At 69.9% G+C, this 25523-nt stretch carries 26 protein-coding genes; 8 read left to right on the top strand and 18 right to left on the bottom strand.

Annotation, left to right across the window (positions count from 1 at the left end; all coding sequences use genetic code 11):
* Positions 1-19: 19 nt before the first annotated feature.
* The 8 genes from ACYVIH_RS15680 to ACYVIH_RS15645 all read right to left on the bottom strand — a co-directional run bounded on the left by ACYVIH_RS15680 (position 20) and on the right by ACYVIH_RS15645 (position 8329).
* On the bottom strand, positions 20-1270 hold the full coding sequence (locus tag ACYVIH_RS15680) for an NAD(P)/FAD-dependent oxidoreductase (protein ID WP_460870409.1): 1251 nt from the start codon (positions 1268-1270) through the stop codon (positions 20-22).
* Between the two features lies 1 nt (position 1271).
* Positions 1272-1592: a 2Fe-2S iron-sulfur cluster-binding protein gene (locus tag ACYVIH_RS15675; RefSeq protein ID WP_460870408.1), complete on the bottom strand. Its 321-nt coding sequence runs from the start codon at positions 1590-1592 to the stop codon at positions 1272-1274.
* 55 nt (positions 1593-1647) lie between these two features.
* A complete protein-coding gene (locus ACYVIH_RS15670) occupies positions 1648-2412 on the bottom strand; it encodes an SDR family NAD(P)-dependent oxidoreductase (RefSeq protein WP_460870407.1) in 765 nt (254 codons plus the stop codon).
* Positions 2413-2415: 3 nt separating this feature from the next.
* A complete protein-coding gene (locus tag ACYVIH_RS15665; RefSeq protein WP_460870406.1) occupies positions 2416-4251 on the bottom strand; it encodes a PEP-utilizing enzyme in 1836 nt (611 codons plus the stop codon).
* Positions 4248-5363 (bottom strand): PEP/pyruvate-binding domain-containing protein, encoded by a 1116-nt coding sequence (locus ACYVIH_RS15660; RefSeq protein WP_460870405.1) that lies wholly within the window; start codon positions 5361-5363, stop codon positions 4248-4250. The genes ACYVIH_RS15665 and ACYVIH_RS15660 overlap by 4 nt, the downstream gene beginning before the upstream one ends.
* Position 5364: 1 nt before the next feature.
* Complete coding sequence (locus tag ACYVIH_RS15655) at positions 5365-6630, bottom strand: cytochrome P450 (RefSeq protein WP_460870404.1); 1266 nt, start codon at positions 6628-6630, stop codon at positions 5365-5367.
* 59 nt (positions 6631-6689) lie between these two features.
* Positions 6690-7508 (bottom strand): IclR family transcriptional regulator, encoded by an 819-nt coding sequence (locus ACYVIH_RS15650; protein ID WP_460870421.1) that lies wholly within the window; start codon positions 7506-7508, stop codon positions 6690-6692.
* A gap of 134 nt (positions 7509-7642) precedes the next feature.
* Positions 7643-8329 (bottom strand): HD domain-containing protein, encoded by a 687-nt coding sequence (locus ACYVIH_RS15645; RefSeq protein ID WP_460870403.1) that lies wholly within the window; start codon positions 8327-8329, stop codon positions 7643-7645.
* Positions 8330-8592: 263 nt separating this feature from the next.
* Between ACYVIH_RS15645 and ACYVIH_RS15640 the strand changes: the two genes are divergently transcribed.
* Positions 8593-8931, top strand: a complete 339-nt coding sequence (locus ACYVIH_RS15640) for an STAS domain-containing protein (RefSeq protein ID WP_460870402.1) — start codon at positions 8593-8595, stop codon at positions 8929-8931.
* Positions 8932-9064: 133 nt separating this feature from the next.
* Here the strand turns inward: ACYVIH_RS15640 and ACYVIH_RS15635 are convergent, their stop codons facing one another.
* Positions 9065-10084, bottom strand: coding sequence for an LLM class flavin-dependent oxidoreductase (locus ACYVIH_RS15635; protein ID WP_460870401.1), 1020 nt, complete (start codon positions 10082-10084; stop codon positions 9065-9067).
* A 56-nt stretch (positions 10085-10140) separates the two neighbouring features.
* Between ACYVIH_RS15635 and ACYVIH_RS15630 the strand changes: the two genes are divergently transcribed.
* Genes ACYVIH_RS15630 through ACYVIH_RS15620 form a run of 3 tightly spaced genes read left to right on the top strand, consistent with a single transcriptional unit; the run spans position 10141 to position 12819 of the window.
* Positions 10141-11019 (top strand): potassium channel family protein, encoded by an 879-nt coding sequence (locus ACYVIH_RS15630; RefSeq protein ID WP_460870400.1) that lies wholly within the window; start codon positions 10141-10143, stop codon positions 11017-11019.
* A 28-nt stretch (positions 11020-11047) separates the two neighbouring features.
* A complete protein-coding gene (locus ACYVIH_RS15625; RefSeq protein WP_460870398.1) occupies positions 11048-12283 on the top strand; it encodes a cation:proton antiporter domain-containing protein in 1236 nt (411 codons plus the stop codon).
* Between the two features lie 29 nt (positions 12284-12312).
* Positions 12313-12819, top strand: a complete 507-nt coding sequence (locus ACYVIH_RS15620; protein WP_460870397.1) for a DUF421 domain-containing protein — start codon at positions 12313-12315, stop codon at positions 12817-12819.
* A 2-nt stretch (positions 12820-12821) separates the two neighbouring features.
* Here the strand turns inward: ACYVIH_RS15620 and ACYVIH_RS15615 are convergent, their stop codons facing one another.
* From ACYVIH_RS15615 to ACYVIH_RS15600, 4 genes are read right to left on the bottom strand one after another with little or no spacing between them, the layout of a single operon-like run.
* The gene (locus ACYVIH_RS15615; RefSeq protein WP_460870396.1) at positions 12822-13175 is read right to left on the bottom strand and encodes a DsrE/DsrF/TusD sulfur relay family protein; all 354 of its coding nucleotides are present in this window, start codon (positions 13173-13175) and stop codon (positions 12822-12824) included.
* Positions 13176-13227: 52 nt separating this feature from the next.
* Positions 13228-13905, bottom strand: coding sequence for a PIG-L family deacetylase (locus tag ACYVIH_RS15610; RefSeq protein ID WP_460870395.1), 678 nt, complete (start codon positions 13903-13905; stop codon positions 13228-13230).
* Between the two features lie 30 nt (positions 13906-13935).
* Complete coding sequence (locus ACYVIH_RS15605; protein WP_460870394.1) at positions 13936-14601, bottom strand: ArsR/SmtB family transcription factor; 666 nt, start codon at positions 14599-14601, stop codon at positions 13936-13938.
* Positions 14594-15904 carry an MFS transporter gene (locus tag ACYVIH_RS15600; RefSeq protein ID WP_460870393.1) on the bottom strand — a complete coding sequence of 437 codons (1311 nt, stop codon included), beginning with the start codon at positions 15902-15904 and terminating at the stop codon, positions 14594-14596. Before ACYVIH_RS15600 ends, ACYVIH_RS15605 begins: the two co-directional genes overlap by 8 nt.
* A 107-nt stretch (positions 15905-16011) precedes the next feature.
* Here ACYVIH_RS15600 and ACYVIH_RS15595 point away from each other — a divergent pair, with 107 nt between their 5' ends.
* From ACYVIH_RS15595 to ACYVIH_RS15585, 3 genes are all read left to right on the top strand, one after another.
* Positions 16012-16242, top strand: coding sequence for a putative signal transducing protein (locus tag ACYVIH_RS15595; protein WP_460870392.1), 231 nt, complete (start codon positions 16012-16014; stop codon positions 16240-16242).
* Between the two features lie 91 nt (positions 16243-16333).
* Complete coding sequence (locus tag ACYVIH_RS15590; RefSeq protein ID WP_460870391.1) at positions 16334-17374, top strand: class I fructose-bisphosphate aldolase; 1041 nt, start codon at positions 16334-16336, stop codon at positions 17372-17374.
* Between the two features lie 47 nt (positions 17375-17421).
* The gene (locus tag ACYVIH_RS15585) at positions 17422-19110 is read left to right on the top strand and encodes an alpha-glucosidase (RefSeq protein ID WP_460870390.1); all 1689 of its coding nucleotides are present in this window, start codon (positions 17422-17424) and stop codon (positions 19108-19110) included.
* Here ACYVIH_RS15585 and ACYVIH_RS15580 read toward each other — a convergent pair.
* The 5 genes from ACYVIH_RS15580 to ACYVIH_RS15560 all read right to left on the bottom strand — a co-directional run bounded on the left by ACYVIH_RS15580 (position 19100) and on the right by ACYVIH_RS15560 (position 24429).
* The gene (locus ACYVIH_RS15580; protein ID WP_460870389.1) at positions 19100-20284 is read right to left on the bottom strand and encodes a CapA family protein; all 1185 of its coding nucleotides are present in this window, start codon (positions 20282-20284) and stop codon (positions 19100-19102) included. The genes ACYVIH_RS15585 and ACYVIH_RS15580 overlap by 11 nt on opposite strands.
* Positions 20285-20398: 114 nt before the next feature.
* Positions 20399-21484 (bottom strand): PAS domain S-box protein, encoded by a 1086-nt coding sequence (locus ACYVIH_RS15575; RefSeq protein ID WP_460870388.1) that lies wholly within the window; start codon positions 21482-21484, stop codon positions 20399-20401.
* Between the two features lie 93 nt (positions 21485-21577).
* Positions 21578-22798 carry an NAD(P)/FAD-dependent oxidoreductase gene (locus tag ACYVIH_RS15570; RefSeq protein ID WP_460870386.1) on the bottom strand — a complete coding sequence of 407 codons (1221 nt, stop codon included), beginning with the start codon at positions 22796-22798 and terminating at the stop codon, positions 21578-21580.
* 3 nt (positions 22799-22801) lie between these two features.
* A complete protein-coding gene (locus tag ACYVIH_RS15565) occupies positions 22802-22993 on the bottom strand; it encodes a ferredoxin (RefSeq protein WP_460870385.1) in 192 nt (63 codons plus the stop codon).
* Entirely contained in the window at positions 22990-24429 is a 1440-nt protein-coding gene (locus ACYVIH_RS15560) for a fatty acid desaturase (protein WP_460870384.1), read from the bottom strand. Before ACYVIH_RS15560 ends, ACYVIH_RS15565 begins: the two co-directional genes overlap by 4 nt.
* A 175-nt stretch (positions 24430-24604) precedes the next feature.
* Between ACYVIH_RS15560 and ACYVIH_RS15555 the strand changes: the two genes are divergently transcribed.
* Positions 24605-25513, top strand: a complete 909-nt coding sequence (locus ACYVIH_RS15555; protein ID WP_460870383.1) for a universal stress protein — start codon at positions 24605-24607, stop codon at positions 25511-25513.
* Positions 25514-25523 lie beyond the last annotated feature (10 nt).

Raw genomic sequence — 25523 nt, 5'->3', positions numbered from 1 at the left:
GTCTCTTTCTCGGTGGGGGTCAGGAAGCGACCGTGATCGACTTCAGCTGCACGTCGGGGTCGTTGGCCTGGTCGAAGGGGATCGAGGCGCCCTTGGCGAGGGCGGCCTTCACCGCCATGAAGTCCAGGGGCGCGTTGACGCAGTCGGCGGCGAGGATCCTGTCACCGCGGTAGTACAGGACGGAGAACTTCTGCTTGGCGTCGTCGCGACGGACCAGCGTCCTGTCGTGACCGGCCGAGAGCCCCGCGATCTGGAGCTTGAGCTCGGCCTGGTTGGACCAGAACCAGGGGATGCCGGCGTACTCCTCGTGCCGGCCGACGATCGCGTACGCCGCCACCTTGGCCTGCTCGACCGCGTTGTTGACGCTCTCGAAGCGGACCCGGTCACCCTCGGGAGCGCCCGGCACCGGGTTGGGCAGGTTCGCCACGTCGCCCACGGCGACGGTCACCCCGTCGGAAGCCACGGAGTAGCGGTCCACCACGATGCCGTTGTCGCACTTCAGGCCGATCGACTCGGCCAGCTCGGTGTTCGGGATCACTCCGACACCGATCAGCACGAGATCGGCCGGCACGGTGGTTCCGTCGGACAGCTCGACACCACTCACCCGGTCACCACCGGCAACGATCCGCGTGACCTGGGTGCCCAGCTTGATGGCCAGGCCCTGCTGCCGGTGATGGTCGTGGAGGTAGCCGGACGTCTCCTCCCCCACGGCTCGTCCCACAAGGCGCGGGCCGGCCTCGACGAGGGTGACCGTGCGGCCCATCTTGTGCAGGCTCGCGGCAGCCTCGATGCCGATGAAGCCGCCGCCGATCACGACCACGTCCTTCACCATCGGCACGCGTGCTTTCAGCTCCAGCGCGTCGTCGGCGTTGCGCAGGTAGAGCACGCCCGGCAGGTCGACGCCCTCGACGAGAAGCTTCCGGGCACGCGCACCCACGGTGAGTGCCAACCGGTCGAACGGGATCTCCGCGCCCGACATCGAGTAGGCGATCCCGCTGCCGTCGTCACGCTTGTCGATGCGGATGATCCGCTCGTTCTTGACCACGGTGATGGCGTGCTCGTCCCAGTACTCCTGGGTGCGGTAGATCAACGACTCCTTGGTGATGGAGCCCTGCAGGAACTCCTTGGACAGCGCCGGCCGTTGGTACGGGCGGTGGTTCTCATCGCCCAGCAGGGTGATCGGGTCGGCGTACCCGAGCGCGCGCAGCGACACGGCGAGCTGCACGCCCGCCTGTGACGCACCGATGATGAGCAGACCGTGACCGGACATCTCAGACCTGCGTTTCCGGTGTGGTGACGTGGAGGTCCATCTCGTCGGTCACCTTGATCTGGCAGGAGAGCCGCGAGTTGTCCTGGCGGTCGACGGCCGCGCCCCAGAGCATCTCGTCCTCCATCTCCTCCATCGGTGGGAGCTGGGGAAGCTCCGCCTCGTCCACGAACACGTGGCAGGTCGCGCACGACAGCGAGCCGCCGCACTCCGCGACGATGCCGGGGACGCCGTTGCGCACCGCGGTCTCCATCACGGAGTCGCCGACGTTCGCCTCGACGGTGCGGGACTCCCCGTTGGCCTCGGTGTAGGTGATCTTGGGCATGGGTGCTCCTGTGGGATGGACGGGCTGATCTGCTGCTGTCGGGATCGACGTCGGCTCAGATGAACTGGCGGCCACCGTCGACGACCAGGGTCTGGCCGGTGATGAAGCCGGACTCGGGGCCGGCGAGGAACAGCGCCGCACCGACGACGTCCTCGGGTTGGCTGGAGCGGCGCAGGGACCCCCTGTCGACGCCGTACCGCTCGGCGTCGTCGATCAGGGACTTGCTCGCTTCGGTGAGCGTGAAGCCCGGCGCGATGGCGTTGACGTTGATCGAGCGCCGCCCGAGCTCCTTGGCCATCACCCGGGTGAGTGCGATGACGCCTCCCTTGGAGGCGACGTAGTGGGCCCAGTTCTCCGAGCCCGAGAACACCGTGGCGGAGGAGAGGTTCACCACCCGGCCACCTTCTGGCAGGTAGCGGCTGCAGGCCCGGGTCATCAGCCACGGACCCTTGAGGTTCACCCCCATCACGAGGTCCCACTCGGCCGGGTCGATCTCCTCCAGCGGCGAGCGGGTGACCGTGCCGTAGATCGCCGCATTGTTGACGAGTACGTCGATCGCGCCCCCGCCGAAGTCGGCGACGGCCTCGGCCAGCACCGTGGTGGACTCCGGCGACGTGACGTCGACGGGCCCGGACCACGACGCACTCCCGGCGTCCTTGACCAGGCGTGCGGTCTCCTCGGCCCCGGCCTCGTCGATGTCAGCCACGGCGACCCGGTAGCCCCGGGCGGCGAAGCCGAGTGCGAAGCTGCGGCCGAGGCCGCCGGCCGCACCGGTGACGAGCACGGTGCGACCGGAGCCCTCGCGGACGGTCTCGGTCATCGGTCAGTCCAGGATCTCGACGCGACCGCTGTTGCCGTCGACCCGGATCCGCTGACCGCTCCTGATCGTGGTGGAGCCGTTCCCGGTGCCGGTGACAGCGGGCAGGCCGTACTCCCGGCACACGATCGCGGCGTGGCTCATCATCCCGCCGATGTCGGTGACGGTCGCCTTGATCTTGCCGAAGATCGGGCCCCAGGACGGTGCCGTGATCGTCGCCACGAGGATGTCGCCGTCCTGCACGTCATCGAGCTGGTCGGCGTCGTGCACGACCCGGGCCACGCCCTCGACGACACCGGGTGAGGCGGCCATGCCCGTGATCGCGCCGTCGCTGTCCTCGTCGTCCCCGGCGAGCCACTGCTGGACCTGCTCGGTGGTGATGCCGTAGAGCATCATCGTGAACGGTTCGGTGATCTCCGTCGGGGGCGTGTTCAGGGCAGGCTGCGGGCGCTGGCTGGACAACGCGTCGATGATCTTGCGGCGCCGCTCGATCTCGGACGGCCAGTAGTGCGGACCGGATGCCTCGGACCCGACAGCCCACCCCGTGACGAGGTCGAACAGCGCGTCGCGCACCTCACCGCGAGTCAGGTAGAGCATGTCGCTGGGGTCGCTCCAGAACCCTGCGTCGGCGAACACACCGCCGAGCTCGCGGACCTTGCGCCAGAAGACGCCCATGGTCCAGTGCTCGATGTAGAAGTTGTGGTTCTCCACGTAGGGGTAGGCCGTCGCTGCCAGTCCGCGCTTGGCGTCGAACAGCGCGACGTTGTCTCCGTGGAGCAGCTCGCGGTACTCCTCGACGATGCGGTCGCGCTCGGCCACCAGCTCCTCCACGGGGCGCATGATCTGGTGCCCCTCCTCGAGCCGGCGGATGTAGTCCTTGATGTAGCCGAGCGGGATCTCCTGGTGCTCCAGCCAGTACTTGTCGTGCCCGTAGAAGCCGTTGCCGACCGTGAAGTTGAACCAGGGATCCTTGGCGGCGTCGTACTGGGCCAGCCACTCCTGGCCCCCCTCAGCGGCAGCGATCCGCTGGAGCGTCCCCTCGACGTCGTGGGTGTCGGTGAAGGCACTCTGCAGCCCCTTCTCCACGGCGAGGGCCGCCAGCTTCTTCAGCTCGTCGTCCGGGCGGAACAGCTCCATGTCGACGCCCTGGACCATCTTCGCGATGGCCTGGTCGGGGATGCCGGGGAAGACCTCCTTGCAGAACCCGAAGAAGTCGAGGTAGGCGAGGTAGCCGAGGTTGAGGAACTCGAAGTGGTACTGCCAGTTCTGGTAGCAGAGCTGGATCAGCCGGTCGTAGTTCTCCATCAGGACCTCGGAGCCGTCCTTGGCCTTGCCGGTCACGATGTCCTCGAACGGCACGGCGTCGGGCAGCGCTTCGAACCGCAGCGCCTCCATCTCGTCGATGGTCCCGCGAACCTTCGCGCGCCAGGCGTCGAGGAGCGAGTCCCAGTTCTGGAAGTAGTGGCCGGCTCGACGCTCGAACTCCGGCACCCTGGCCGGGATCTCCTCCGGCGGGACACCGACCGGCGACATGTAGAGGTAGCCGAGGTGGATCTTGAACTCGATGCCGTTGGCCGGCGGGATGAGCAGGTGCCGGGTGTTGTACTGCCCCAGGCACTTCACTGCGAACTCTCCGCCGATGGTCTCGAACGGCTTGAACACCGTCGGCCAGTGCTGGCTGTCGCAGAACCAGAACTTGTCGTCGGCGCCCGGGGTCTGGCTGAACCGGAGGTTGTAGGGATAGAGCTCCTCCCAGCCCTCGGCCCCCTCGGGGACGGCGAGCTCCGACGGCTTGGGGAAGGACTTCATGGGGGCGTTCGGAGGGGACGACGTGACGGTCATGAGCTGATCCTGTTCGTGAGGCCGGCGGTGATGCCGGAGAGCAAACCGGAGATGGACGGGGCCGACGGAGACGGCGGGGAGAGCGCGGCGCCGCTGGCGGCAACGGGCGCAGGTGCCTTGGAGCTGTGCACGGTCTCGGGACGGGACTGCAGCAGGAGGAGGTTCGCGCCGTCGGGGAGGTCGGCGTCGAGCGCCCACTCGATGTCCTGGGGGCAGCCGTAGTGCTTCTCGGCGCGCTTGGCCATCTCGGCCAGGGCTCGGAGCTCCTCGTCGGTGAGACACCGTCGCTTGCGCCGGTCGGGCTCGACCTCCCGCTCCACGAGCTCTCCGGCAGAGGTGTCCGGGACCAGCTCGGCGTGCTTGTCGCCGATCGTCTCCGAGACCAGCGTCAACATCACCTTGTCGAGCACGATGTTGTCCGGCGTCACCTGTCCGCTGACCACCATCTCCCCCACGCCGTACGACGCGTCCACCGTGATCTTGGAGCGATCACCGGTGGCGGGGTTCATCGTGATCGCGACACCGGAGACCTTAGAGTTGACCATCTTCTGGACGGCGACGGCCATCGAGAGCCCCTCGTCGGAGATGCCGTTCTTGAGCCGGTAGAGGATCGCCCGGCTGGTGTAGAGGGAGGCCCAGCACTCCCGGATGTGATGGGTGACGGACTCGCACGAGGTGAGCCAGAGGTAGGTGTCCTGCTGCCCGGCGAAGCTGGCGCCCGGGAGGTCCTCCGCGGTTGCCGAGGACCGGACCGCCACGGGCACCGGGGCGTCGAATCGTGACTGCAGCGCCTCGTAGGCCGCGAACAGCGACTCCCGAACGTCCTGAGGGACGGGCCGAGAGGTGATGTGGTCGCGGATCGTCGCGGACACCGAGTCGACAGCCCTGACGTTCTCGGGATCGAGCCGCTCGAGCTTGGAGGTGATCTCGGCGTGGATCCCGGTCTGGTCGATGAACGCGTCGTAGCTGGCGGTGGTCACCGCGAACCCTGGCGGCACCGGCATGCCGGCCGCCGTCATCGAGACCAGGGAGGCGCACTTCCCGCCGAGCAGCTCGTGCTTGGGCTCCGGCCCGGCGTCGAAGAACTGGACGTAGTCGTTGTTGAAGGTCATCTCAACCCTCCCAGGTGACCGGTACCGCCAGGGGCGGGCGGAAGGACAGGTTCTCGCCGTACTGGAGCGGTGCATCGCTCTGCAGCCGGAGGCCCGGACAGATCCGTGCGACCTCCTCGACCGCCACCTTGGCCTGCAGCTTGGCCAGCATGTTGCCCAGGCAGTAGTGGATCCCGAAGCCGAACGAGAGGTGCTCACGAGCGTTGGCGCGGTGGATGTCGAACTGCTCGGCGTCCTCGAAACGGCTCTCGTCACGGTTCGCCGAGCCCATGACCAGCAGGATGTTGGCGCCCTCGGGGACCTCGACACCGCCGATCGTGGCGGCCTTCGTGGCCTTGCGCCGCCAGGCCACGATCGAGGGGCTGAATCGCAGCACCTCTTCGATGGCGCCTGAGATCTTCTTCGGGTCGGCGACCAGCTCGTCCCACTGCTCGCGGTGCCGGAGCAGGACGCCGAGCGCGTTGGAGATCAACGTCGTCGTGGTCTCGTGGCCGGCGAAGAGCAGGCTGTAGCACACCGAGGCGATCTCGTGGTCGGTGATCGGCTCTCCGGACTGCTGGGCCCGCACCAGGTCACCGACCAGGCTGTCCTTCTCGGTCTCGTGCGCCTCGGCGACGAGCCGCAGACACTCCTGCCAGTAGTCCACGAGGTTGTGCGCGTGGGGAATCTGCTCCTCGTCGGTGAGGTCGCCCCACGTCATCGCCGCGCGGGAGTCCGACCACCTCTTGAAGGTGGGCACCATCGAGAGGTCCTCGCCGATCAGGGTCAGGATGGTGTTCGTCGGCACGTCGTAGGCCAGGTCCCGCAGCAGGTCGCCCCTGCGGTCCGGCCGCGCCAGCATGTCTTCGAGCATCCGTACGACGGTCGCGCGGATCTCCGGCTCGAGGACCTTGTAGCGCCGCGGGGTGAACTGCTTCTGCACCACCTTGCGGATCCGGGTGTGGTCCGGGGGCACGCGGGCCGAGAGACCGGAGTAGGCGGTGAACCCGCCCTCCCCCATGATCCGCTTGGCCTCCGCGCCGCGCTCCCGGACGGGCGCCTGGGCGTTCTCGCTGCTGAAGGTCTCCCAGTCGTCGAAGACCGCCTTGACGTCCTCGTACCTGCTGACGACCCAGTAACCGATGCGCTCGTCGTACATGACCGGCTCCTCGGCGCGCAGCCGTGCGTACGCCGGGAACGGGTCGTTGAGATCGAACGGCTCGAAGCCGTGATGCACCGGGCAGCCCTGCGCGGTTCCCGAGTCCGATGTGATCTGGGTGGACGACATCCGACCTCCATCTGAGCGGACGTGCCGAGCGGTTCGGCACCTGACCAGCGTGGCCCGCGTCACGTCCGCGGGTCTATTGCCGACTTCCGTTGAGCGGAAGTGGATCCGCTCCGGCGCCGCGGCCTGCGCACCAGGGGCGGTTGGGGCCGCGCGGCGGCAGCCTCGATCCTGCGGGCGACGCCGAGGAGTGTGGGGAGGTATCGGGTCATCTGCGACGCCTGGGTGGAGAGCATCACCAGCCCGATCGCCGCGTCACCGATCTCGGTGCGGACGGGCACCGCGATCGAGCAGGAGCCGGCCCGCACCTCTTCGAGCGTGGTCGCGTATCCCTGCTCGCGGACCTGGGTGAGCTCCTGGGCAAGCCGACGGGGGTTCACGTGAGTGCTCCTGGTCGCCGGCTCCAAGGGACGCTCCAGGTAGGCCTCCCGGAACCAGTCCTCCTCATAGGCCAGGAGGACCTTGCCGACGGCCGTGGCGTGCAAAGGCAGGCGGCCACCGACGCGGGAGGCGCGCGGCACTCGCTTCGAGCTGTACACCCTGTCGATGTACAGGGCCTCGTGGCCTTCGCGGACGGCGAGGTGCGCCGTCTCCTGGGTCAGCGAGAACAGGTCCTGGAGGAACGGCCGGGCGGTGTCCCGCAGCTGGCGGCCGGCGCTCTGGGCGACCTCCCACAGCCGGAGACCCACGACGTACCGCCCGCGCGCATCACGCTCGAGCGCACCCCACTCGACCAGCTCCGCGGCGAGCCGGTGCGCGGTGGGCAGTGGGATCCCGGCGTGGTCGGCGAGGTCGCTGAGGGTGAGCGCGCCGGAACCACCCTCGAAGGCCGACAGCATCGCCAGGACCTTCGAGGTGACGGTGCGGCCATCACCTCGCAGCGTTCCTCCTCGTCGGGTGGGCGCACCCGAACCTCAGACGTGACAGCACGAGGGTACGCGCGCCGGCCAACGCCGCTCCTCCACTCTCCGTCTGGACCCAGGAGGCGGTGTGACGGTCGCCGCTGGAGCGACCGTCAGCCGAGAACGAGGCGTTGCGGTGCGACGTCGATCGAGGCGACCGCCGCGAGGCCACGTGCCATGGTCCGGCCGGCGTCGGTGAGCAGATGGCCGTGCACCCGACTGGCGATCAGCCGATGAGCCTCGTCGCGAGTGAGGCCGAACCAGTCCATGACCGTGTCCACACCGTGTGGCGTGAGCCGCCACAGCTTGTCCGCGTCCTTCATGAGGGCGTCGTCGAGCGAGATCGCCTCTCGCCGGGAGTCGTGGCCATCGATGATCGCCAGGATCCGTTCGGTGCGTCCCGAGTCCCATCCCACCTCGGCGAGGATGTCCCCGGCGATCCGCGCACCTTCCTTCTCGTGCTGCAGGACCAGGTCCGGACGGCCGCCGCCGGGCGCGATGGCGGACAGGATCTCCTCTTCCGGCACGGTGGACCACCCCGTGTCGTGCAGGATGATCGCCGGGAGCACCACCTCGGGGTCCGCCTCGGGATGCAGCTCGACCAGAGCCTGGGCGAGTCCGTAGGCGTAGATCGTGTGTCCGTCGTTGTCGCGCACTTTCAGATGTGGTTCGGCCAGCCGCCAGATCGCTTCGTGACGCTCCGGCAGCCGGACGACTCCGAGCACGTCCGACGCGGCCGGTATCGACGAACGGACGTCGGCGCCGTACTGGTTCACCTGGGCGTTCTGACGAGGGATCACGCTGCCAGTTCAACCACAGGGTCCGCCTCGGCAGCAAGCGCCTTCTTCCGCCTGACGGAACCGCACCCGAGGGTTCGCGCCTACCGTGCCGACGGCACCTCGAGGCCGCGTGCCCATCCCCTGGCTTTCTGCCCTGGACCGGCGTAGCGTCGACGCACCGAGAGTTACTCGAGCGTCGTCATCCAGGACGGCACCGTTCCCGGCGTATGAACTATCCGAAGCCCGTGTCGTTGCACGGCTGCTTCGTGGAACCGGTAACACACATGATCAGCCTGACCAACACCGACGGCGTACCCAGGCTCGGCATCGACTTCCGCAGGGGCAACAGCATCACCTGGGTCATCCTCCAGGGCGAGGCCGACATCGCGACCCTCGAAGACCTCGGCACCGCCCTCGACCATGTCGAGCTCGACGGAGCCGAGTCCGTGCACCTCCACGTCACCGCGCTGGACTTCGTCGACGTCGCCACGATGCGCCGACTGACGCTCTTCGCCAGGAGAGCCGGTCGAGCCGGCCACAGCATCATGACGTGTGGCGCCAATCCGACTTTCCGCACACTCGCCCGTCTCCTCGGCGCCCGCGCCGACCTCGGGCTCCTCTGACGGGATCTTCGAGGCCGGCCGGCGAGCGCTGGGGCCATTCGGACGTGCACTCGGGCCCGCGACGCCGGACCGCTGAGCGTGACAGCGGCCCCGGAGCGCGCCGATTGCACGTCGTTGTGGCCCTTTCGGGCCGTCAGCGCCAGCCGAGCTCGGGCGCGAGGTGCTGAAGCACCGCCTCGAGGACGTGCGCGTTGTAGTCGACTCCGAGCTGGTTGGGGATCGTCAGGAGCAGCGTGTCGGCCGCGGCGATCGCCTCGTCCTCGGCCAGCTCCTTGACCAGCTGGTCCGGTTCGCCCGCGTAGCTCTTGCCGAAGCGGGCCGGCCCGCCCTCGAGGAAACCGACCTGGTCCTGGCTGCTCCGGTCGTGGCCGAAGTACGCCCGGTCCTCGTCGCTGACCAGCGGGAAGATGCTGCGGCTGACCGACACCCGCGGCTCGAAGTCGTGGCCCGCGGCCCTCCAGGCCTCGCGGAACCGCTGGATCTGCTCGGCCTGGAGCTGGTGGAACGGCACCCCGGTGTCCTCGGTGAGCAGCGTCGAGCTCATCAGGTTCATGCCCTGCTCGGCTGCCCACTCCGCCGTACGACGGGAGCCGGCGCCCCACCAGATCCGGCGACGGAGGCCGGCCGAGTGCGGCTCGACGCGCAGCAGACCGGGCGGGTTGGGGAACATCGGCCTGGGGTTCGGCTCGGCGAACCCCTCCCCCTTGAGCACCTCCAGGAAGATCCGGGTGTGCTCGCGGGCCATGTCGGCATGGTCGGACCCCTCGGCGGGCACGTGACCGAAGTACCGGAAGCCGTCGACGACCTGCTCCGGTGATCCCCGGCTGATGCCCAGCTGCAGCCGGCCACCGGAGATCAGGTCGGCGGCGCCGGCGTCCTCCGCCATGTAGAGCGGGTTCTCGTAACGCATGTCGATCACGCCGGTGCCGATCTCGATGCGGCTGGTGCGCGCCCCGATCGCGGCCAGCAGCGGGAACGGCGACGCCAGCTGGCGGGCGAAGTGGTGCACGCGGAAGTACGCGCCGTCCACGCCGAGCTCCTCGGCGGCGACCGCGAGCTCGATGGACTGGGTCAGCGCGTCGGCGGCCGACCGGGTCTGCGAGTGCGGCGACGGCGTCCAGTGGCCGAAGGACAGGAATCCGATGTTCTTCACAGTCACTCCAACAAAGTTGAACCGTCAATGTTCCCGGGTGGCCTACAGTTCCCTGGATGGGATGGCTGATCGGTGCAGCAGGCTTGCTCGTCGTCTTGGTGGCGCTCTGGGACATCTTCCACACTCTCTGGCACCCCGAAGGATTCGGCCGGATCGCGCGGTGGACGTTCCAGGGCGTCTGGTGGGCTACCAAGCGTGTGCGACCCGGGCGCACCCGTCAGCTGGCCGGTCCGATCGGCGTCCTCGGCACGGTGGTCTCGTGGACCGCTCTCGTGGTCATCGGCTGGGCGCTGGTCTACCTGCCCCACATGCCCGACGGGTTCTACTTCGGTTCGGCCCTTCAGCCGCAGCAGTCCTCCGACTCGATCACGGCGCTGTACCTGTCGTTGGTCACCGTGGCCACCCTCGGGTTCGGTGACATCATGCCCGCGGACCCGGTCCTGCGACTCCTCACACCGTTCGAGGCGCTGTTGGGCTTCGTCCTGCTCACCGCGGCCATCTCATGGGTCCTGCAGGTCTACCCCGCGCTGGGCCGGCGTCGGTCGGTGGCCAAGCGCCTCAGCATCCTCCAGGCGAAGGACTCGACCGAAATCGTGGCCGGCGGAGAGGCATGCGTGGCCACTCGGGTCCTGGAGACGGTGACCGAGGGCCTGATCCAGGTGGAGACCGACTTCCTGCAGTACGCCGAGTCGTACTACTTCCTCGAGGAGGACGAGGCGCTGTCACTGCCCGCCACACTGCCCTATGCCCTCGAGCTGGCAGAAGCCGGCAGCCACTCCCCCTCCCGGGAGGTCCGCCACGCAGCGGACGTGCTCGACGCAGCGGTGCGCAGCCTGGCGCGGCGCCTGGACGACAGCTACCTCAGGACCGGCTCGGATCCGCGGGCGGTGATCTCCCTCTACGCCGCCGACCACGGGTTCGGCTCACGCGCATGATGGCCCGTGTCGCGGGCAGGACACAGACATGACCCTCGACGTCCTGCTTGTCGCGGTCGGTGCCCTCGGCGTCCTGGTGGCGGCGCTCTCCGCGCGCATCCGCCGGCTGCCGATCTCCGAACCGTTGCTCGCACTCCTGGTCGGCGTGCTCGTCGGGCCGGAGGTGCTCGGCGCGCTACGAGTTCCACCGATCACCCAGGAACACACGACCGTTCATGACGCCTCCCGGATACTCCTTGCGATCTCGGTGATGGGCGTGGGGTTGCGGTATCCGTTCGGCTCCGTGCGCGCGCGATGGCGACCGGTCACGATCCTGCTCCTGGTCGCCATGCCGCTCATGGCCCTGACCTCCACCGGACTGGCCGCGGGAATCCTCGGTGTCACGTTGACCTCGGCACTCCTGCTGGGGACCGCCGTCTGCCCCACGGACCCGGTGCTCGCCTCGAGCGTCGTCACCGGGAAGCCGGCGGAGGAGGACCTTCCGGCACGTGATCGGGAGATCCTGTCCCTCGAGTCGGGCGCCAACGACGGACTCGCCCTTCCGCTGGTGCTGGCCGCCGTCGCGTTGGCAGGCCCCATGACGGCCGGCCAGGCGACCGGAGACATCCTGCGGCAGGTTGTGGGCGCGGTCGCGCTCGGCGTCCTCGCCGGCTGGCTCGGCGGTCGGGCGCTCCAGGCCGGGGAGAAGCACGGCGCGACGGCGCACGGCCCCATGCTGCTCTTCACCGTCCTGCTGGCTCTCCTCGTCCTCGGTCTCTCCGGCGCGTTGCGGCTCGACGGCGTCCTGGCAGCGTTCCTCGCGAGCCTCACCTTCAACCTGACGAGCACGGGCAGGGAGCGGACAACGGAGGTCGAGATCGATGAAGCAGTCAACCGGTTCGCGGTGCTGCCGTTGTTCGTCCTGCTCGGTGCGACCATCCCGTGGGGTCTGTGGCGGGACATCGGATGGGTTGCCATTGCGCTGTCCCTCGCCGTGCTCGGACTGCGCCGGATCCCTGTCCTGCTCCTGCTCCGGCGGCCGCTCCAGCTGGACTGGGCCGACGCGCTCTATCTGGGCTGGTTCGGGCCGGTCGGCGTCTCGGCGGTGTTCTACCTGACCCTGGAGGCGAAGGAGCTCCACCTTCCGGATTCGGTGATGGGCGCCGGGATCATGATCGTCGTCGCGAGCACGATTGCCCACGGGCTCACCTCGTCGCCCGGCCGGATGCTCTACCGGCGTCTGACCACCGAGAGCTTCGATGGTCGGCCAGCGGTGCGTGGTTGAGCGACACGGCGCATGGGTAGGCGACTCACATGTGGTTCTCAACCTGGTCCGACCTGGCCCGCATCCTGCTCGTGGGGGCTGCCGCCTACGTCACCCTCGTCCTCATCCTGCGAACCTCGGGGAAGCGGACGCTGGCCAAGCTCAACGCCTTCGACCTCGTCGTCACGGTCGCACTCGGCTCCACGCTGGCGACCATCTTCCTTGACAAGAAGGTGACCTGGGCACAAGGGGCTGTCGCGCTCGCGACCCTGGCCGTGCTCCAGTTCCTGGTCGCCACTCTCACGACCAGGTTCGGCGGTCGGGCCGTGGTGACTGCGAGCCCGACCTTGGTGGTGGAGCGAGGGCGTGTGCTCCACTCGGCCCTGCGGGACCAGCGAATGACCGAGAGCGAGGTATTGCAGGCAGTCCGGTCCTCCGGCGCCGGTGGCCTCGACATGGTCCGGGCTGCCGTCCTCGAGACCGACGGCACCATCAGCGTCGTCACCCAGCAACAGGCAGGGGACGGGTCGGCGCTGCGCGACGTGCCGGGCAGCTGATCTCAGAACGTGAGGACGTCGTCGGCCTCGACGGTCCAGGCTGCAAGCTCCTCCATGGTGGAGCGTGGGGCACCCTCGATGAGGCGCTCCTCGCTGATTCCGCGGGCGTCCAGGCACGTGCCGCAGCACGCGATGTGCCCACCGTGGCGGAGGAAGCCCTTGAGCATCCGGTCGAGGGAGTAGTAGCCGTCGGGCGTCTTCTGGCCGGAGACCGCACAGGTCACGGCGTCGCCCATGAGGAAGACCTTCACCTCCGCGTCGTCGCGCTTGCTGAGTGCGACGGCCAGCCGTACGGCGTTGAAGGTCTCGTCCGCGCCGTACGCCGGACCGTTGATGATGAGCAGGATCTTCTTCATGGCTCGATGGTCCTGGGGCGGCACGGCATCACCAAGGGACGAAAGCCCCAGATCACGGCACCTGTGGCGACCTCAGCCACCGCAGGTGCTCCTGGTCGCCCAGCAGCTCGATCCGTCGCCACAGGACGCTGCCGGGCACTGCCTGACTCGGGTGGCAGCCGACCGCCTTGAGCTGCAGCGTGCGGTCGACGGTCACGGTGAGGTCGATCTCGGCCTCGCTGTGGCCGTCGAAAGCGGCACCGTGCTCGGCCCGCAGCTGCGCGGCGACGGTGTCGGGGACGGTCCAGCCGAGCACCGGAAGGTCGAGCATCTCCGCCGCGCTGACGGCGGCGGCGGTGGCATGGGCGTGGTCGGGGTGGCCGGTGACTCCGGTCAAGTCGAACCCGATCACGCCGTCAGCACCGATGTCGCGAGCGACGGTGAGCACCTCCGCGGCGAGCTCGTCGAGCGGCACCTCGGTCAGTCGACCGTCCGGATAGGCCAGCAGCGTGACGTCGTGCAGACCGAGCACCTCGGCGGCCGCGGCGAGCTCGTCGGCCCGGAGCTCGGTGAGGTCTCCCTCGACGCCGTGCAGCGTGGAGGCCTCTCCCCGGGTCAGGCAGAGGACCGACACCCGAGCGCCCGCCTCGGCGAACGCGGCCAGGAGCGCGCCGAGCGCGAACGACTCGTCGTCAGGGTGTGCAACGACCACGAGCACCGAGCGCCACGGCGGCAGCTGGGCGTGCGACATCTTGTTCGTCCTCTCCGTGTCTTCCGGGGCTCAGGCGGCGCCGGTCTCGACAGGCAGTCCGGCCAGGCGCCACTCGAGGACGCCGTCGGTGGCCCGTCGCGCGTTCAGGCCGTGGGCGTTGAGCAGCCGAACCGCGTCGTGGGCCAGGACGCAGTACTGCCCGCGACAGTAGGCGACGATCTCCCGGTCCCGCGGTAGCTCCGCGAGCCGGTCGGGGAGCTCCTCGAGCGGGATGTGGAGCGCTCCGGGGAGGTGCCCGCCGGCGTACTCGGGCTCCGGACGGACATCGAGTACGACGGCCTCCCCGGTGTCGATGCGGCGGAGCAGCTCCTCGCTGTCCACCGCCTCGGTGTCCTCGGGACCGAGGTAGGCGCGCCGGGCGAGCTCGGTGTGCGGACGATGTGCCTGCGCGACCCGTCGCAGGTGCTCCCACAGCCCGGCGACGTCCTCGCCGGCCAGGGAGTAGTAGACGCGCTTGCCCTCACGGCGGGTCTCGACCAGCCCGGCCTCACGCAGCGTCTGCAGGTGCGCGGAGCAGGTGCTCATCCCGACCGCGGCGGACGCGGCGAGGTCCTCGACACTGCGCGCGCCCTGGGCGAGCAGGTCGAGGAGCTCGAGCCGCTTGGGGTTGCCGAGGACCTTGCCGACCGCGGCGAACTCGGCGAACAACGCCTCCTTGCTGGATCGGTCACTCATGCTCTGCTCCTTCGGGAACGGTGCCGGCGGGCCGATGGTGGGTCTCGTACATCCGGAACGCCACGACGAGCGCCGAGACGACGCTGACGGCCGCTGCCACCCATACTGCGGTGCGCAGACTCCACAGGTCGGCCACCACACCGCCCATCAGCGCACCGACGGCGTACCCGAGGTCCCGCCACACCCGGTAGACACCGACAGCCCGACCTCGCCACGCGGGGTGCGCCACGTCCCCGATCGCGGCGAGCAGGGTCGGGTAGACCATCGCGGTCCCGGCGCCGAGCAGCGCGGTGCCGACGGCCCAGAGCCCGAACGAGTCGGCCGAGGCGACCACGGCGAGCGCGGTGGCTTGGGTGAACATGCCGAAGGTGATCAGATGCTTGCGCCCCCATCGGTCCGAGAGGGCGCCGGTGAAGAGCTGGCCGATCCCCCACACGCCGGGGTAGAGCGCGAAGAGCACTCCGATCTGGCCCACCGCCAGCCCTGAGCTCGCGAACAGCAGGGGGAAGAGCCCCCACGACAGGCCGAAGTTCAGGTTGTTCACCAGGCCCGCCTGGCTGGCCGAGGACAGCGCCGGCTCCCTGATGCTGGCCTGCAGGAACACCTCCCGGTTGCTCAGCTCACCATGCAGATGGTCGTGCCGACCGTCGGCGCGCGCCACGTGGCCGGCTGCCTCGACCTTCGCATGGTGGTGGGTCTCCCGGACCGCGAGCGTGGAGAGTCCCAGAGCGAGAGCGGTGTAGCTCAGGCCGAGCAGGAACGGCGCCGGCCGGAGGCCGTACTCAGCGGCCAGGTAGCCGGCTGCCATCGAGGTGAGCGCGACCGCGCCGTAGCCGGCGGCCTCGTTCAGCCCCATCGCCAGGCCGCGCTGCTTCGGGCCGACCAGGTCGATCTTCATGATCACCGTGGTCGACCAGGTCAGGCCCTGGTTGATGCCCAGCAGCACGTTGGCCGCCACCACCCAGCCCCAGCTCGGCGCCCAGATCAGCATCAGCGGCACCGGGATCGCGAACAGCCATCCGGCGACCAGCACCGGCTTGCGGCCGTAGCGGTCCGACCAGGTCCCGGCGAAGTAGTTCGCCGCCGCCTTGGTGATGCCGAAGGCGACGACGTAGGTGAACATGAAGGTGTAGCCGGTCAGCCCGAACTCGTCCTCGGCGAGCAGCGGCAGCACCGTCTGCTGCTGGCCGACCATGCCACCGACCAGCGCGTTGATCGCCACCAGGATCGTGAACTGGGCGGCGTTGGCCCGCAGCCCCAGCCGGACCGGAGGCCGGTCTCTGCCCGCACCGACCGCGCTCATCTGCCCCACCTCTTTCGACGACCAGGAAACAATACATGTTTCCATGGAATGAGTGAGCGATCGAGACACTACGCTGATCACGTCGGCGACCGAACGGAGGATGCGACATGGCGGAGCTGGTCCGCACCAACGACCCCGGGATCATCTCCGTGATCGAGGGTCTCCTGGCCGGAGCAGGCCTCCCCTACCAGGTCGCCGACCGCAACATGAGCGTCCTCGAGGGCTCGATCACCGCGATCCAGGTCAGGATCCTCGTGCCCGACGAGCGTGAGACCGAGGCTCGCGAGCTGCTCACCGACGCCGAGCTCGGTCAGTGGCTGCGGCCCGAACGACGCTAGATCCCCTCGGGCCGTTCGGCTCTGGTCCCGCGCCCCCTGCCGGCTTGTACTGGAAGCACTACACCTGCCGCGCAGAGAGAAGGTGGCGGTCGTGCAGCTCGACCTCATGACCCAGACAGCACAGGCGATGGTGGCACCGGGCAAGGGCATCCTCGCCGCGGACGAGAGCAACCCGACGATGGCGAAACGCCTGGCGGGCATCGGGCTCGACTCGACCGAGGAGCGCCGCCGGGCCTACCGCGAGATCCTGTTCAGCACCAAGCGGCTCGGGGAGTCCATCAGCGGCGTGATCCTCTTCGACGAGACGATCCGCCAGCGTGCCGCCGACGGCATTCCCCTGCCGGAGCTGCTCACCCGGCAGGGCATCATCCCCGGCATCAAGGTCGACGGCGGGACCAAGCCGCTGGCCGGCTTCCCCGACGAGGTCGTGACCGAGGGGCTCGACGGCCTGCGCGTGCGGCTCCAGGAGTACGCCGCGCTCGGTGCTCGTTTCGCCAAGTGGCGCGCGGTGATCCGCATCGGTGACGGACGACCGACCACCACCTGTCTCGAGTCGAACGCCCACGCGCTGGCGCGCTACGCCGCCCTCACCCAGGAGGCCGGCCTGGTTCCGATCGTCGAGCCCGAGGTGCTCATGGACGGCGACCACACCCTCGAGCGGTGCGGTGAGGTCACGGTGGCCGCCTTGCGGACCGTCTACGACCAGCTCGCCCGGCACCGGGTGGTGCTCGAGGCGACCCTGTTGAAGCCGAACATGGTCCTCCCCGGCAAGGACTGCCCGACACAGCAGACCCACGACGAGATCGCCGCAGCGACGATCAGGGTCCTTCGCGAGGCCGTGCCGGCCGCCGTACCCGGGATCGTCTTCCTCTCCGGCGGAATGTCCGACGAGGACGCGACCGCGCGACTGAACGCGCTCAACCAGCAGGGCCCGCAACCGTGGCAGCTCAGCTTCTCGTTCGGCCGCGCGCTGCAGGCACCGGTGCTGCGCGCCTGGGCCGGCGAGGAGAGCAACCGTGCGGCGGCGCAGGCGGCGCTGCTGCATCGGGCGCGGCTCAACTCGGCCGCCCGGTCGGGGTCCTACCGCGCCGAGATGGAGGCCCTGGCCGCGCCTGGCACGGCGACCGCCTGAGCCCCCTGCCCGCATAGCCGCGACGGGAATCGGGCAACCTGGACGTCGTGGAACCTCAGTGGTGGCAGTCAGCGGTCGTGTACCAGATCTACCCGCGCAGCTTCGCGGACTCGGACGGGGACGGGGTCGGTGACCTGCGGGGCGTCCTCCAGCACGTCGACCATCTCGCGCGACTGGGTGTGGACGTGGTGTGGCTCTCGCCGATCTACCGCTCGCCGATGGACGACAACGGCTACGACATCAGCGACTACCAGGACGTCGACCCGCTGTTCGGCACGATCGAGGACCTCGACGAGCTGACCGCAGCGTTGCACGACCGCGGCATCAAGCTCGTCATGGACCTCGTCGTCAACCACACCTCGGACGAGCACCCGTGGTTCGTCGAGTCGCGGTCGGGGCCGGACAGCCCGAAGCGGGACTGGTACTGGTGGCGGCCGCCGCGCGAGGGTGCCGTGCCCGGTGAGCCGGGCGCGGAGCCGAACAACTGGGGCTCGTTCTTCTCCGGTCCCGCCTGGGAGTACGACGAGGCCAGCGGCGAGTACTACCTGCACCTGTTCTCCAAGAAGCAGCCGGACCTGAACTGGGAGAACCCCCAGGTCCGCCACGCGATCTACGACATGATGCGCTGGTGGGTCGCCCGGGGGGTCGACGGCTTCCGCATGGACGTGATCAACCTGATCTCCAAGGACACCAGCCTCCCGGACGGGCCGACGACGCCGGGCAGACCCTGGGCACCGCACGGCTTCGCGACGACCGACGGCCCGCGGGTGCACGAGTTCCTCCAGGAGATGCACCGGGAGGTGTTCCGTGGCGTCGACCGTCCGCTGCTGCTGGTCGGCGAGACGCCCGGGGTCACGATCGCGGAGGCCCGCCAGTACACCGACCCGGCGCACCCCGAGGTCGACATGGTCTTCCAGTTCGAGCACATGGACGTCGACCGGGGCACCACGAAGTGGGACGTGCTGCCCTTCGACGTACGCCGCCTGCGACGCAACCTCGCCGACTGGCAGGAGGGTCTCGCCGACGTCGGCTGGAACTCCCTCTACTGGGACAACCACGACCAGCCGCGGGTGGTGTCGCGGTTCGGTGATGACGGGGAGCATCGGGAGCGTTCGGCGAAGCTGCTCGCCACGGTGCTGCACATGCAGCGGGGGACGCCGTACGTCTACCAGGGCGAGGAGCTCGGGATGACGAACCATCCCTTCGAGCGGATCGAGGACTTCGAGGACATCGAGGCGGTCAACCACTACCGCGAGGCGGTGGGCGCCGGGGCGGACCCGGAGGAGGTGCTGTCGTCGCTGCGGGCGATGGGCCGCGACAACGCCCGCACGCCGATGCAGTGGGACGACTCCCCCAACGCCGGCTTCACCACCGGCGAACCGTGGCTGGCGGTGAACCCGAACCACAAGGAGATCAACGCCGCCGCGCAGGTCTGCGACCCGGAGTCGGTGTTCGAGCACTACCGCGCTCTGATCCGGCTGCGCCACGAGCATCCCGTGGTGGCGCACGGCGACTTCACCCTCCACCTCGACGACCACGACCGGCTGTTCGCGTTCACCCGGACCTTGGCGCACGAGGAGCTGCTGGTGGTCGCGAACTTCTCCGGCGCTCCCACCGAGGTGCCCGCGCGGTTCGCCGACCGCTGGCGCGAGGCCACGCTCCTGCTCGGCAACGTCCCCGGCTCGGACGGCGCCACGCTCGAGCCCTGGGAGGCCCGGGTCTACCTCACTGCATGATCGCTGCGATCCGGTCGCGCGCGGCGACCAGCTCGCCCCGCAGCGCCGGGAAGGTGCCTCGACGCAGCGCGCGCTCGATGTCGATCACGCGCATCGCCGGATCGCTGCTGGGGAAGCGCGAGATGTACGTCGGCCGGTAACCGACGTACCTCGCCGCCACCCGGCCCGACGGTCGTCCGACCAGGTCGACCTGCGCGACGATCCCCTCGTAGACGCCGACGATCGCCGGGTCCTGCTGGGCGACGAGGTTGCCGAGCCCGAAGATCACCCACGTGCCGTTGATCCGGCGCACCGGCTGCACTACGTGCGCGTGGTGGCCGTAGACCAGGTCGACGTGGCGGGATCGCGTCACCGCGCGCGCGAGCTCCAGCTGAGCCGCGCTCGGCTCGTGTCGGTACTCGTTGCCCCAGTGCAGGGCGACCAGCACCACGTCGGCTCCCCGCTCCTTCGCCCGCCGGGCATCGGCACGGATCCGCGCCGGATCGGCCAGGTTCACCGACCACTCCGTGCCCGGTGTGGCCACGAGACCGTTGGTGCCGTAGGTGTAGCTCAGGACCGCCACCAGGACCCCCTGCACCTCCACCAGCTCCGGGCGTCGCTGCTCGGTGGGCGTGCGTGCCGTGCCGGTGTGCGCGATCCCCTGCCGGTCGAGGGCCCGCAGAGTACGACGGACGCCGGACTGTCCCTGGTCGAGGCTGTGGTTGGAGGCCGTCGTGCAGACGTCGAAGCCGGCCTGTCGCAGACCACCGGCGATCCGCGGTGGCACCGCGAACAACGGGTAGCCGCTGAACGGTCCGCCAGGCGGCGCGAGCGGCGTCTCGAGATGGCACACCGCAAGGTCGGCGCCGGCGACGAGCCGGTGGACCGGGCCGAACAGAGGCCCGAAGTCGAGCACGCCGGCCGGCCTGCCGTCCTTCCGGGCGTCGTTGGCCGCGGTGGCCCACAAGCCGTTGTGCAGCAGGACGTCGCCGGCGAGGACAACGCGAACCGCCGCGGTGCGTCGCGGCAGGTGCAGCGTCCCGGCGCCCAATGCCTGAGCGCAGGACACGCACTTCACCTCCCCGGCGGGCGCGTCGGCGGGGGTGGTCCGGGAGACCGACGTGCCGCAGGAAGCAAGCGCGACCACTAACAGCAGGGCGACACCCACTCCTCGGATACCGGTCCGGGCAGCCACGGTCCTCGCCCCCTCGACACCAGTCTGCGCAGGCGGAGGTGCGTGGGACAGGGCGTACCGGACCGCTCCGGAGGGTCTTCAGTCCCCCGGCGGGCTCGTGCCGGCGGGCATCCGCTACCGGGCGGTGCCGCCGTGGTGCGCCTGCAGGGAGGCGACATAGACCGTGCGCTCGTCGGGGAGGGAGACGGCCCGCACGGCGAGCTCCACGGGCACTTCAGCTCCGTCGCGTGTCAGCAGGGGCACGCGCGCCGAATGGTCGAGCAGGGCGCGTCGCCCTGTGTAGAGGTGGAGCGTGAACCCGGCCAGGTGGGCCTGCCGATAGCGGTCGGGGATGATGCTCACCAGCCGCCTGCCGACCAGCTGTGTCGGGTCGTCGTAGCCCAGGAGCGCCGCCGCGGCGCGGCTGACGGCGACGATCGTGTTGCCGTCGTCGCAGGCGAGCACGGGCGCCTCCGCCTCCGTCACCGGGTCCTCGTCCCAGCGGTATGGGGCGGGTGCCACCAGTCCGTCGTCGACGATCCATGGCTCCGGTTCCTGCCCGCGGGCCTGTTGCTCGACCTGACGACACACCCACCGGCGGAAGACCTGAAGCTCCGGCTGGGTGCGAGGGGTGAGGAACCTGCCCTCGACCGCCGCTGCCAGCGCGTCGTCGAGGGCTTGGTCGAGGTCGGCCAGCAGGTGCTCCCTCAGCAGGGCCTCGACGTGCTGCTGCCAGGCGGCATGGAGGAGCAGCGGCACGCTGAGCAGATGCACCTCGACGTAGCTCCCGGCGGCGCGCTCGACTGCTCGGTCGGACCGCTCACCCACGTCCTCGTGGCCGAGCTCGCACCAGACGACCTTGCCCGGCACCCCGTCGGACCGACGATCGACGCCCCACGCATGCACCAGCTGCTGCACCATGAGCAGGCCCCGGCCGGTGCCGGCTGTCGGGCCGTACGCCCGCGGAGCGGGAAGGTGGCTGCTCTCGTCGGCGACCTCGACGCGCAGACCGGCCGGCAGCAGCACGACGGTCACATCGACGGGTCGGCCGGTGTGGACGACGGCGTTGGTGACCAGCTCGCTGACAGCCAGTTCGGCGGCGTCGAGGAGCTCCTCGCGCTCGCCGTCCACGAGTGCCTTCCGGACCAGCCGGCGGGCGTGCGCGGCGGAGGCCGCGTGCGGCTCCAGCCGCGCGCGCAACCGCACGTCTCCTGCGCCCACCCCGACTCCCTCACTCGCCCCGGCCAGAGTGTAACGACGGGAGGTGCGAGGGGAGACCGAGGAAGAGTCTCCGGCTCCGGGTCTGGCAGCCCGCTACGCCGGCACGGCGGCCAGATCGTCCTGGGCGAAGGTGACCGCCTCGACCCAGCTCCCCCGCTCGGCGATCCGGCGGCGGAGCTTCATGATGTCGCTCGGACGGTCCACGGTGAGCGCGCCGACGACCCGGTCCGCGCGACGGTAGAGCGCCACGAAGCCGTCCTCGGCGGGACGTGCCACGAGCACCTCGTCGGCCTGGGGTGTGCCGACGAACTGGACCCGGCGGGAGTACCAGTCTGACCAGAAGTACGGCACGCTCGCCAGTGGTCGCGCACCGGCGGGATCCAGCAGGTGCTTCACCGCGGCAGCACCCTGCTCGGCCGCGTTCGTCCAGTGCTCCGGGCGCATCAGGTCACCGTCGAACAGCGGGTTCACGACGTGGGCGACATCGCCGGCCGCATAGACGCCCGGCACGCCCGTCCACAGCGTGGCGTCGCACAGCACGCCCCGGTCCCGCGCGTGCAAGGAGAGCCCGCTGCCCTCGAGCCACCCGGTCGCGGGTGCCACGCCGACGCCCACCACGACCAGCTCGGCCGCGATCAGCTCACCCGAGTCGAGCCTCACCCCGGTCACCCGCCCCTCGGCAGACTCGACGCCGGCGACGCCGGTCCCGAGCCGCAGGTCGGTGCCCGCCGCACGGTGCAGGTCGGCGCAGACCGTGCCGACCTCGCTGCCGACCGACCGGGTCAGCGGGAGGGCCATCGCGTCGACCACCGTGACCGGGAGACCCCGTGCGCGGGCGGCCGAGGCGACCTCGGAGCCGATGAACCCCGCGCCCACCACGACGGTCCGGGCCCCGGCATCGAGGGCCTGGCGGACCGCGACGGCGTCGTCGCGCGTGCGAAGCGCGTGGACGCCGGCGATCTGGCCGAGTCCGGGGAACGCGCGGGGTGCCGCTCCGGTCGCGATCACCAGACCGTCATACCGGACGGCCCGGCCACCGACGAGCACGGCGCGGTCCACGGTGTCGAGCGCCTCGGCCGGCTCACCGAGCAGCAGCTCGACGCCGAGCTCGGCCAGCTCGTGCTCGCTCCGCAGCGGCGCGACATCGGTGGGACCGTCCGGGGCCAGGACGCTCTTCGACAACGGAGGCCGGTCGTAGGGCGGGCGTGCCTCGGCACCGACCAGGGCGATCCGACCGGTGTAGCCGAGGCGGCGGGCCGCCTCCACCGCGCGAAGCCCCGCGAGAGAGGCGCCCACCACCACGAGTCGCTCCACGGCTCAGCCCTGCAGGCTCAGCGCCAGCACCGGGCAGGAGTCGACAGCCGCAGCCAGGTCGGCGCGGTGCTCCTCCGCAGGGCTCTCCTCGAGCACCCGCACCGTGCCGTCGCGGCCGACCTCGAAGAAGTCCGGGGCCATCGCCTCGCACATGCCGAGGCCCTCGCAGGTGGCCGGGTCCGCGTGGATCCTCATCGGGTCGCCTGCCGGGTCAGCGGGGCGAAGTCGACCTTCTCCCGGACGCCGCAGTCGGGGCAGCACCAGTCGTCGGGGATCGAGGCCCACGGGGTGCCCGGCGGGAAGCCCTCGCGGTCGTCGCCGACCGCCTCGTCGTAGACGTACTCACAGCCCGGGCACTCGCCGCCGACGATGTCGTGCGCAGCGATCCGGGCGTCCTCGGCGGTCACCTCGCTCAGCTGCTCACGCCGGCCGCCCGGGCGGGAGCTCGTGCCGTAGCGGGCCAGCACCTCGTCCCGCTTGCGCGGGTGGATGTTCGCGCGGGTGATGTCCCCGTCGAAGTGGGCCAGCACGCGGGCGTCCATCACGCGGCGCCACAGCGGCGGGAACAGCGCGAGGATGATCATCCCGGCGTAGCCGGTCGGCAGCACCGGGGACTCCTCGAAGTCGCGAAGGGTCTGGTAGCGCCGGGTCGGGTTGGCGTGGTGGTCGCTGTGACGCTGCAGGTGGTAGAGCAGCACGTTGGTCGCGATGTTGTTGGAGTTCCAGCTGTGGCTGGGATCGACCCGCTCGTAGCGCATCCGCCCGGGCGTGCCGACCTTCTGGCGCAGCATCCCGTAGTGCTCCATGTAGTTGACGATCTCCAGAAGCGAGAAGCCCACGACCGCCTGGAGGACCAGGAACGGAAGGATGCCGACACCGAGCCAGGCGACCATCGCGGTCCAGAGCACCGCCGACATCAGCCAGGCGTTGAGGACGTCGTTGCCGAGCCGGAACGGGTGCTGGTTGCGACGGGCGTAGCGACGCTTCTCCAGGCCCCACGCGCTCTTCAGTGAGCCGGACACCGTGCGGGGCCAGAACGCGTAGAAGCTCTCGCCGACCCGGCTGCTCGCCGGGTCCTCGGGCGTCGCGACGCGGACGTGGTGACCACGGTTGTGCTCGATGTAGAAGTGGCCGTAGAAGCTCTGCGCCAGCGCGATCTTGGACAGCCACCGCTCGTGGCTCTCCTTCTTGTGCCCCAGCTCATGGGCAGTGTTGATGCCGATGCCGCCGATGGTGCCGATGGTCGCGGCGAGACCGATCTTGTCGGCCACCGAGAGATCGCCGGTGCCGATCATCCAGAACGCGAAGAGGAACCCGGCGTACTGGATGGGCAGGAACAGGTAGGTGATCCACCGGTAGTACTTGTCGTTCTCCAGCGCCTCGATCACGTCGTCCGGGGGGTTGGAGCGGTCCAGCCCGGCCACCAGGTCGAGCACGGGTACGACGACGAGCACGACGATCGGGCCGAGCCAGAACCACGCGCTCCACCCGGTCACGGCATGCAGCCCGATCGCCGCGAACGCCAGCGAGGGCACCACGAGACCGATCAGCCACAGGTACCGCTTCTTGTCCTTCCAGGTCTCGGTCGATCCGTCGGGAATCGTCCCGGTGCCGTCGATCACGCTCGCCATGGGATTGCTCCTGCCGTCGGGGTTTACAGAAAGGTAGAGCCTGTATTCCTGATTGACAAGACTTGACTTTTTGTAAAACTCCCCGGTTGCTGCACCACTGCCGGGGCCGAAGGTCCCCAGTCGGGCGAGTCCGGCGCCTCTAGACAGGCCCCGGCTCGTCGGTGAGCCTGATGCCATGGGTACGTCTGCAGCGCTGGGCCCGGTCGTCGTCGGCGTGAGCGGGTCGCCGGACAGTGATCGAGCGGTGGACTGGGCGGCCGACTATGCCGCCTCCACGAACCGTCGTCTGCTCGCCGTGCACGGCACCGGCTTCGTGGGCGTGCGACCGAACGCCCAGGACCTCCTGCAAGCGGAGCGGGTCGCGCTCGAGGCAGGCCAGATGATCGTCGACGCAGCGGTCGAGCGTGCGCAGAAGAACCATCCGGGTCTGAAGGCGAGCGGCGTCGTCGACATCGGCGAGCCCACCAGCATCCTGTTCGAGGAGGGCCGTCACGCCGCTCTGCTCGTCGTCGGCTCACGTCGCTCCGAGGCGTTCAAGCGGCTGTTCGGCTCGGTCAGTCTCGGGGTGACCCGGCACGCGACGTGCCCCCTGGTCGTCGTACGCCCGCCGAGCCACCGGACACCGGGAACCCTGATCGAGCACGTCGTGCTCGGTCTCGACGGCGGCGCGGAGTCGCGGGAGGCAGCCAGGTTCGCGTTCGAGTACGCCTCGTTGACCGGTCTGCCGCTGGTCATCGTGCACGGCTCGTGGGAGCGGCTCTCCCGCGGGTCGTCGGTGCTCGGGCTGCTGACAGAGGCGGAGGAACGCGGCGTCACCGCAGAGGAGGAGCTCTCGATCGCCGAGACGATCGCGGGTCTGCCGCAGGAGTTCCCGGACGTCGAGCACCGCGACGTGCACCGGTCCACCGACCCGGCCGAGGCGCTGATCGAGGCGTCGGAGACCGCCAAGCTCGTGGTGGTCGGCACCCGTGAGCTCAGGGGCCCCCGGGCCCTGCTGCTGCGGTCGGTGAGCACGGCGCTCGTCGAGCACGCCCACTGTCCCGTGGCCGTGGTCCGCGCCCGCGGCGTCCACCCCGTGGAGTGACCGGCGCCGG

The sequence above is a fragment of the Nocardioides pakistanensis genome (assembly GCF_054781215.1).
The sequence above is the reverse complement of the archived record's forward strand: the minus strand, read 5'-3'. Positions and strand labels throughout refer to the sequence as shown.

What these genes read in the sequence shown, in the direction of transcription:
- ACYVIH_RS15615 (WP_460870396.1), bottom strand. Translation starts at nt 13,175, where the DNA reads ATGAAGAAGATCCTGCTCATCATCAACGGTCCGGCGTACGGCGCGGAC.
- ACYVIH_RS15670 (WP_460870407.1), bottom strand. Translation starts at nt 2,412, where the DNA reads ATGACCGAGACCGTCCGCGAGGGCTCCGGTCGCACCGTGCTCGTCACC.
- ACYVIH_RS15620 (WP_460870397.1), top strand. Translation starts at nt 12,313, where the DNA reads ATGTGGTTCTCAACCTGGTCCGACCTGGCCCGCATCCTGCTCGTGGGG.
- ACYVIH_RS15680 (WP_460870409.1), bottom strand. Translation starts at nt 1,270, where the DNA reads ATGTCCGGTCACGGTCTGCTCATCATCGGTGCGTCACAGGCGGGCGTG.
- ACYVIH_RS15640 (WP_460870402.1), top strand. Translation starts at nt 8,593, where the DNA reads ATGATCAGCCTGACCAACACCGACGGCGTACCCAGGCTCGGCATCGAC.
- ACYVIH_RS15625 (WP_460870398.1), top strand. Translation starts at nt 11,048, where the DNA reads ATGACCCTCGACGTCCTGCTTGTCGCGGTCGGTGCCCTCGGCGTCCTG.
- ACYVIH_RS15560 (WP_460870384.1), bottom strand. Translation starts at nt 24,429, where the DNA reads ATGGCGAGCGTGATCGACGGCACCGGGACGATTCCCGACGGATCGACC.
- ACYVIH_RS15665 (WP_460870406.1), bottom strand. Translation starts at nt 4,251, where the DNA reads ATGACCGTCACGTCGTCCCCTCCGAACGCCCCCATGAAGTCCTTCCCC.
- ACYVIH_RS15610 (WP_460870395.1), bottom strand. Translation starts at nt 13,905, where the DNA reads ATGTCGCACGCCCAGCTGCCGCCGTGGCGCTCGGTGCTCGTGGTCGTT.
- ACYVIH_RS15655 (WP_460870404.1), bottom strand. Translation starts at nt 6,630, where the DNA reads ATGTCGTCCACCCAGATCACATCGGACTCGGGAACCGCGCAGGGCTGC.
- ACYVIH_RS15630 (WP_460870400.1), top strand. Translation starts at nt 10,141, where the DNA reads ATGGGATGGCTGATCGGTGCAGCAGGCTTGCTCGTCGTCTTGGTGGCG.
- ACYVIH_RS15555 (WP_460870383.1), top strand. Translation starts at nt 24,605, where the DNA reads ATGGGTACGTCTGCAGCGCTGGGCCCGGTCGTCGTCGGCGTGAGCGGG.
- ACYVIH_RS15595 (WP_460870392.1), top strand. Translation starts at nt 16,012, where the DNA reads ATGGCGGAGCTGGTCCGCACCAACGACCCCGGGATCATCTCCGTGATC.
- ACYVIH_RS15605 (WP_460870394.1), bottom strand. Translation starts at nt 14,601, where the DNA reads ATGAGTGACCGATCCAGCAAGGAGGCGTTGTTCGCCGAGTTCGCCGCG.
- ACYVIH_RS15660 (WP_460870405.1), bottom strand. Translation starts at nt 5,363, where the DNA reads ATGACCTTCAACAACGACTACGTCCAGTTCTTCGACGCCGGGCCGGAG.
- ACYVIH_RS15675 (WP_460870408.1), bottom strand. Translation starts at nt 1,592, where the DNA reads ATGCCCAAGATCACCTACACCGAGGCCAACGGGGAGTCCCGCACCGTC.
- ACYVIH_RS15565 (WP_460870385.1), bottom strand. Translation starts at nt 22,993, where the DNA reads ATGAGGATCCACGCGGACCCGGCCACCTGCGAGGGCCTCGGCATGTGC.
- ACYVIH_RS15600 (WP_460870393.1), bottom strand. Translation starts at nt 15,904, where the DNA reads ATGAGCGCGGTCGGTGCGGGCAGAGACCGGCCTCCGGTCCGGCTGGGG.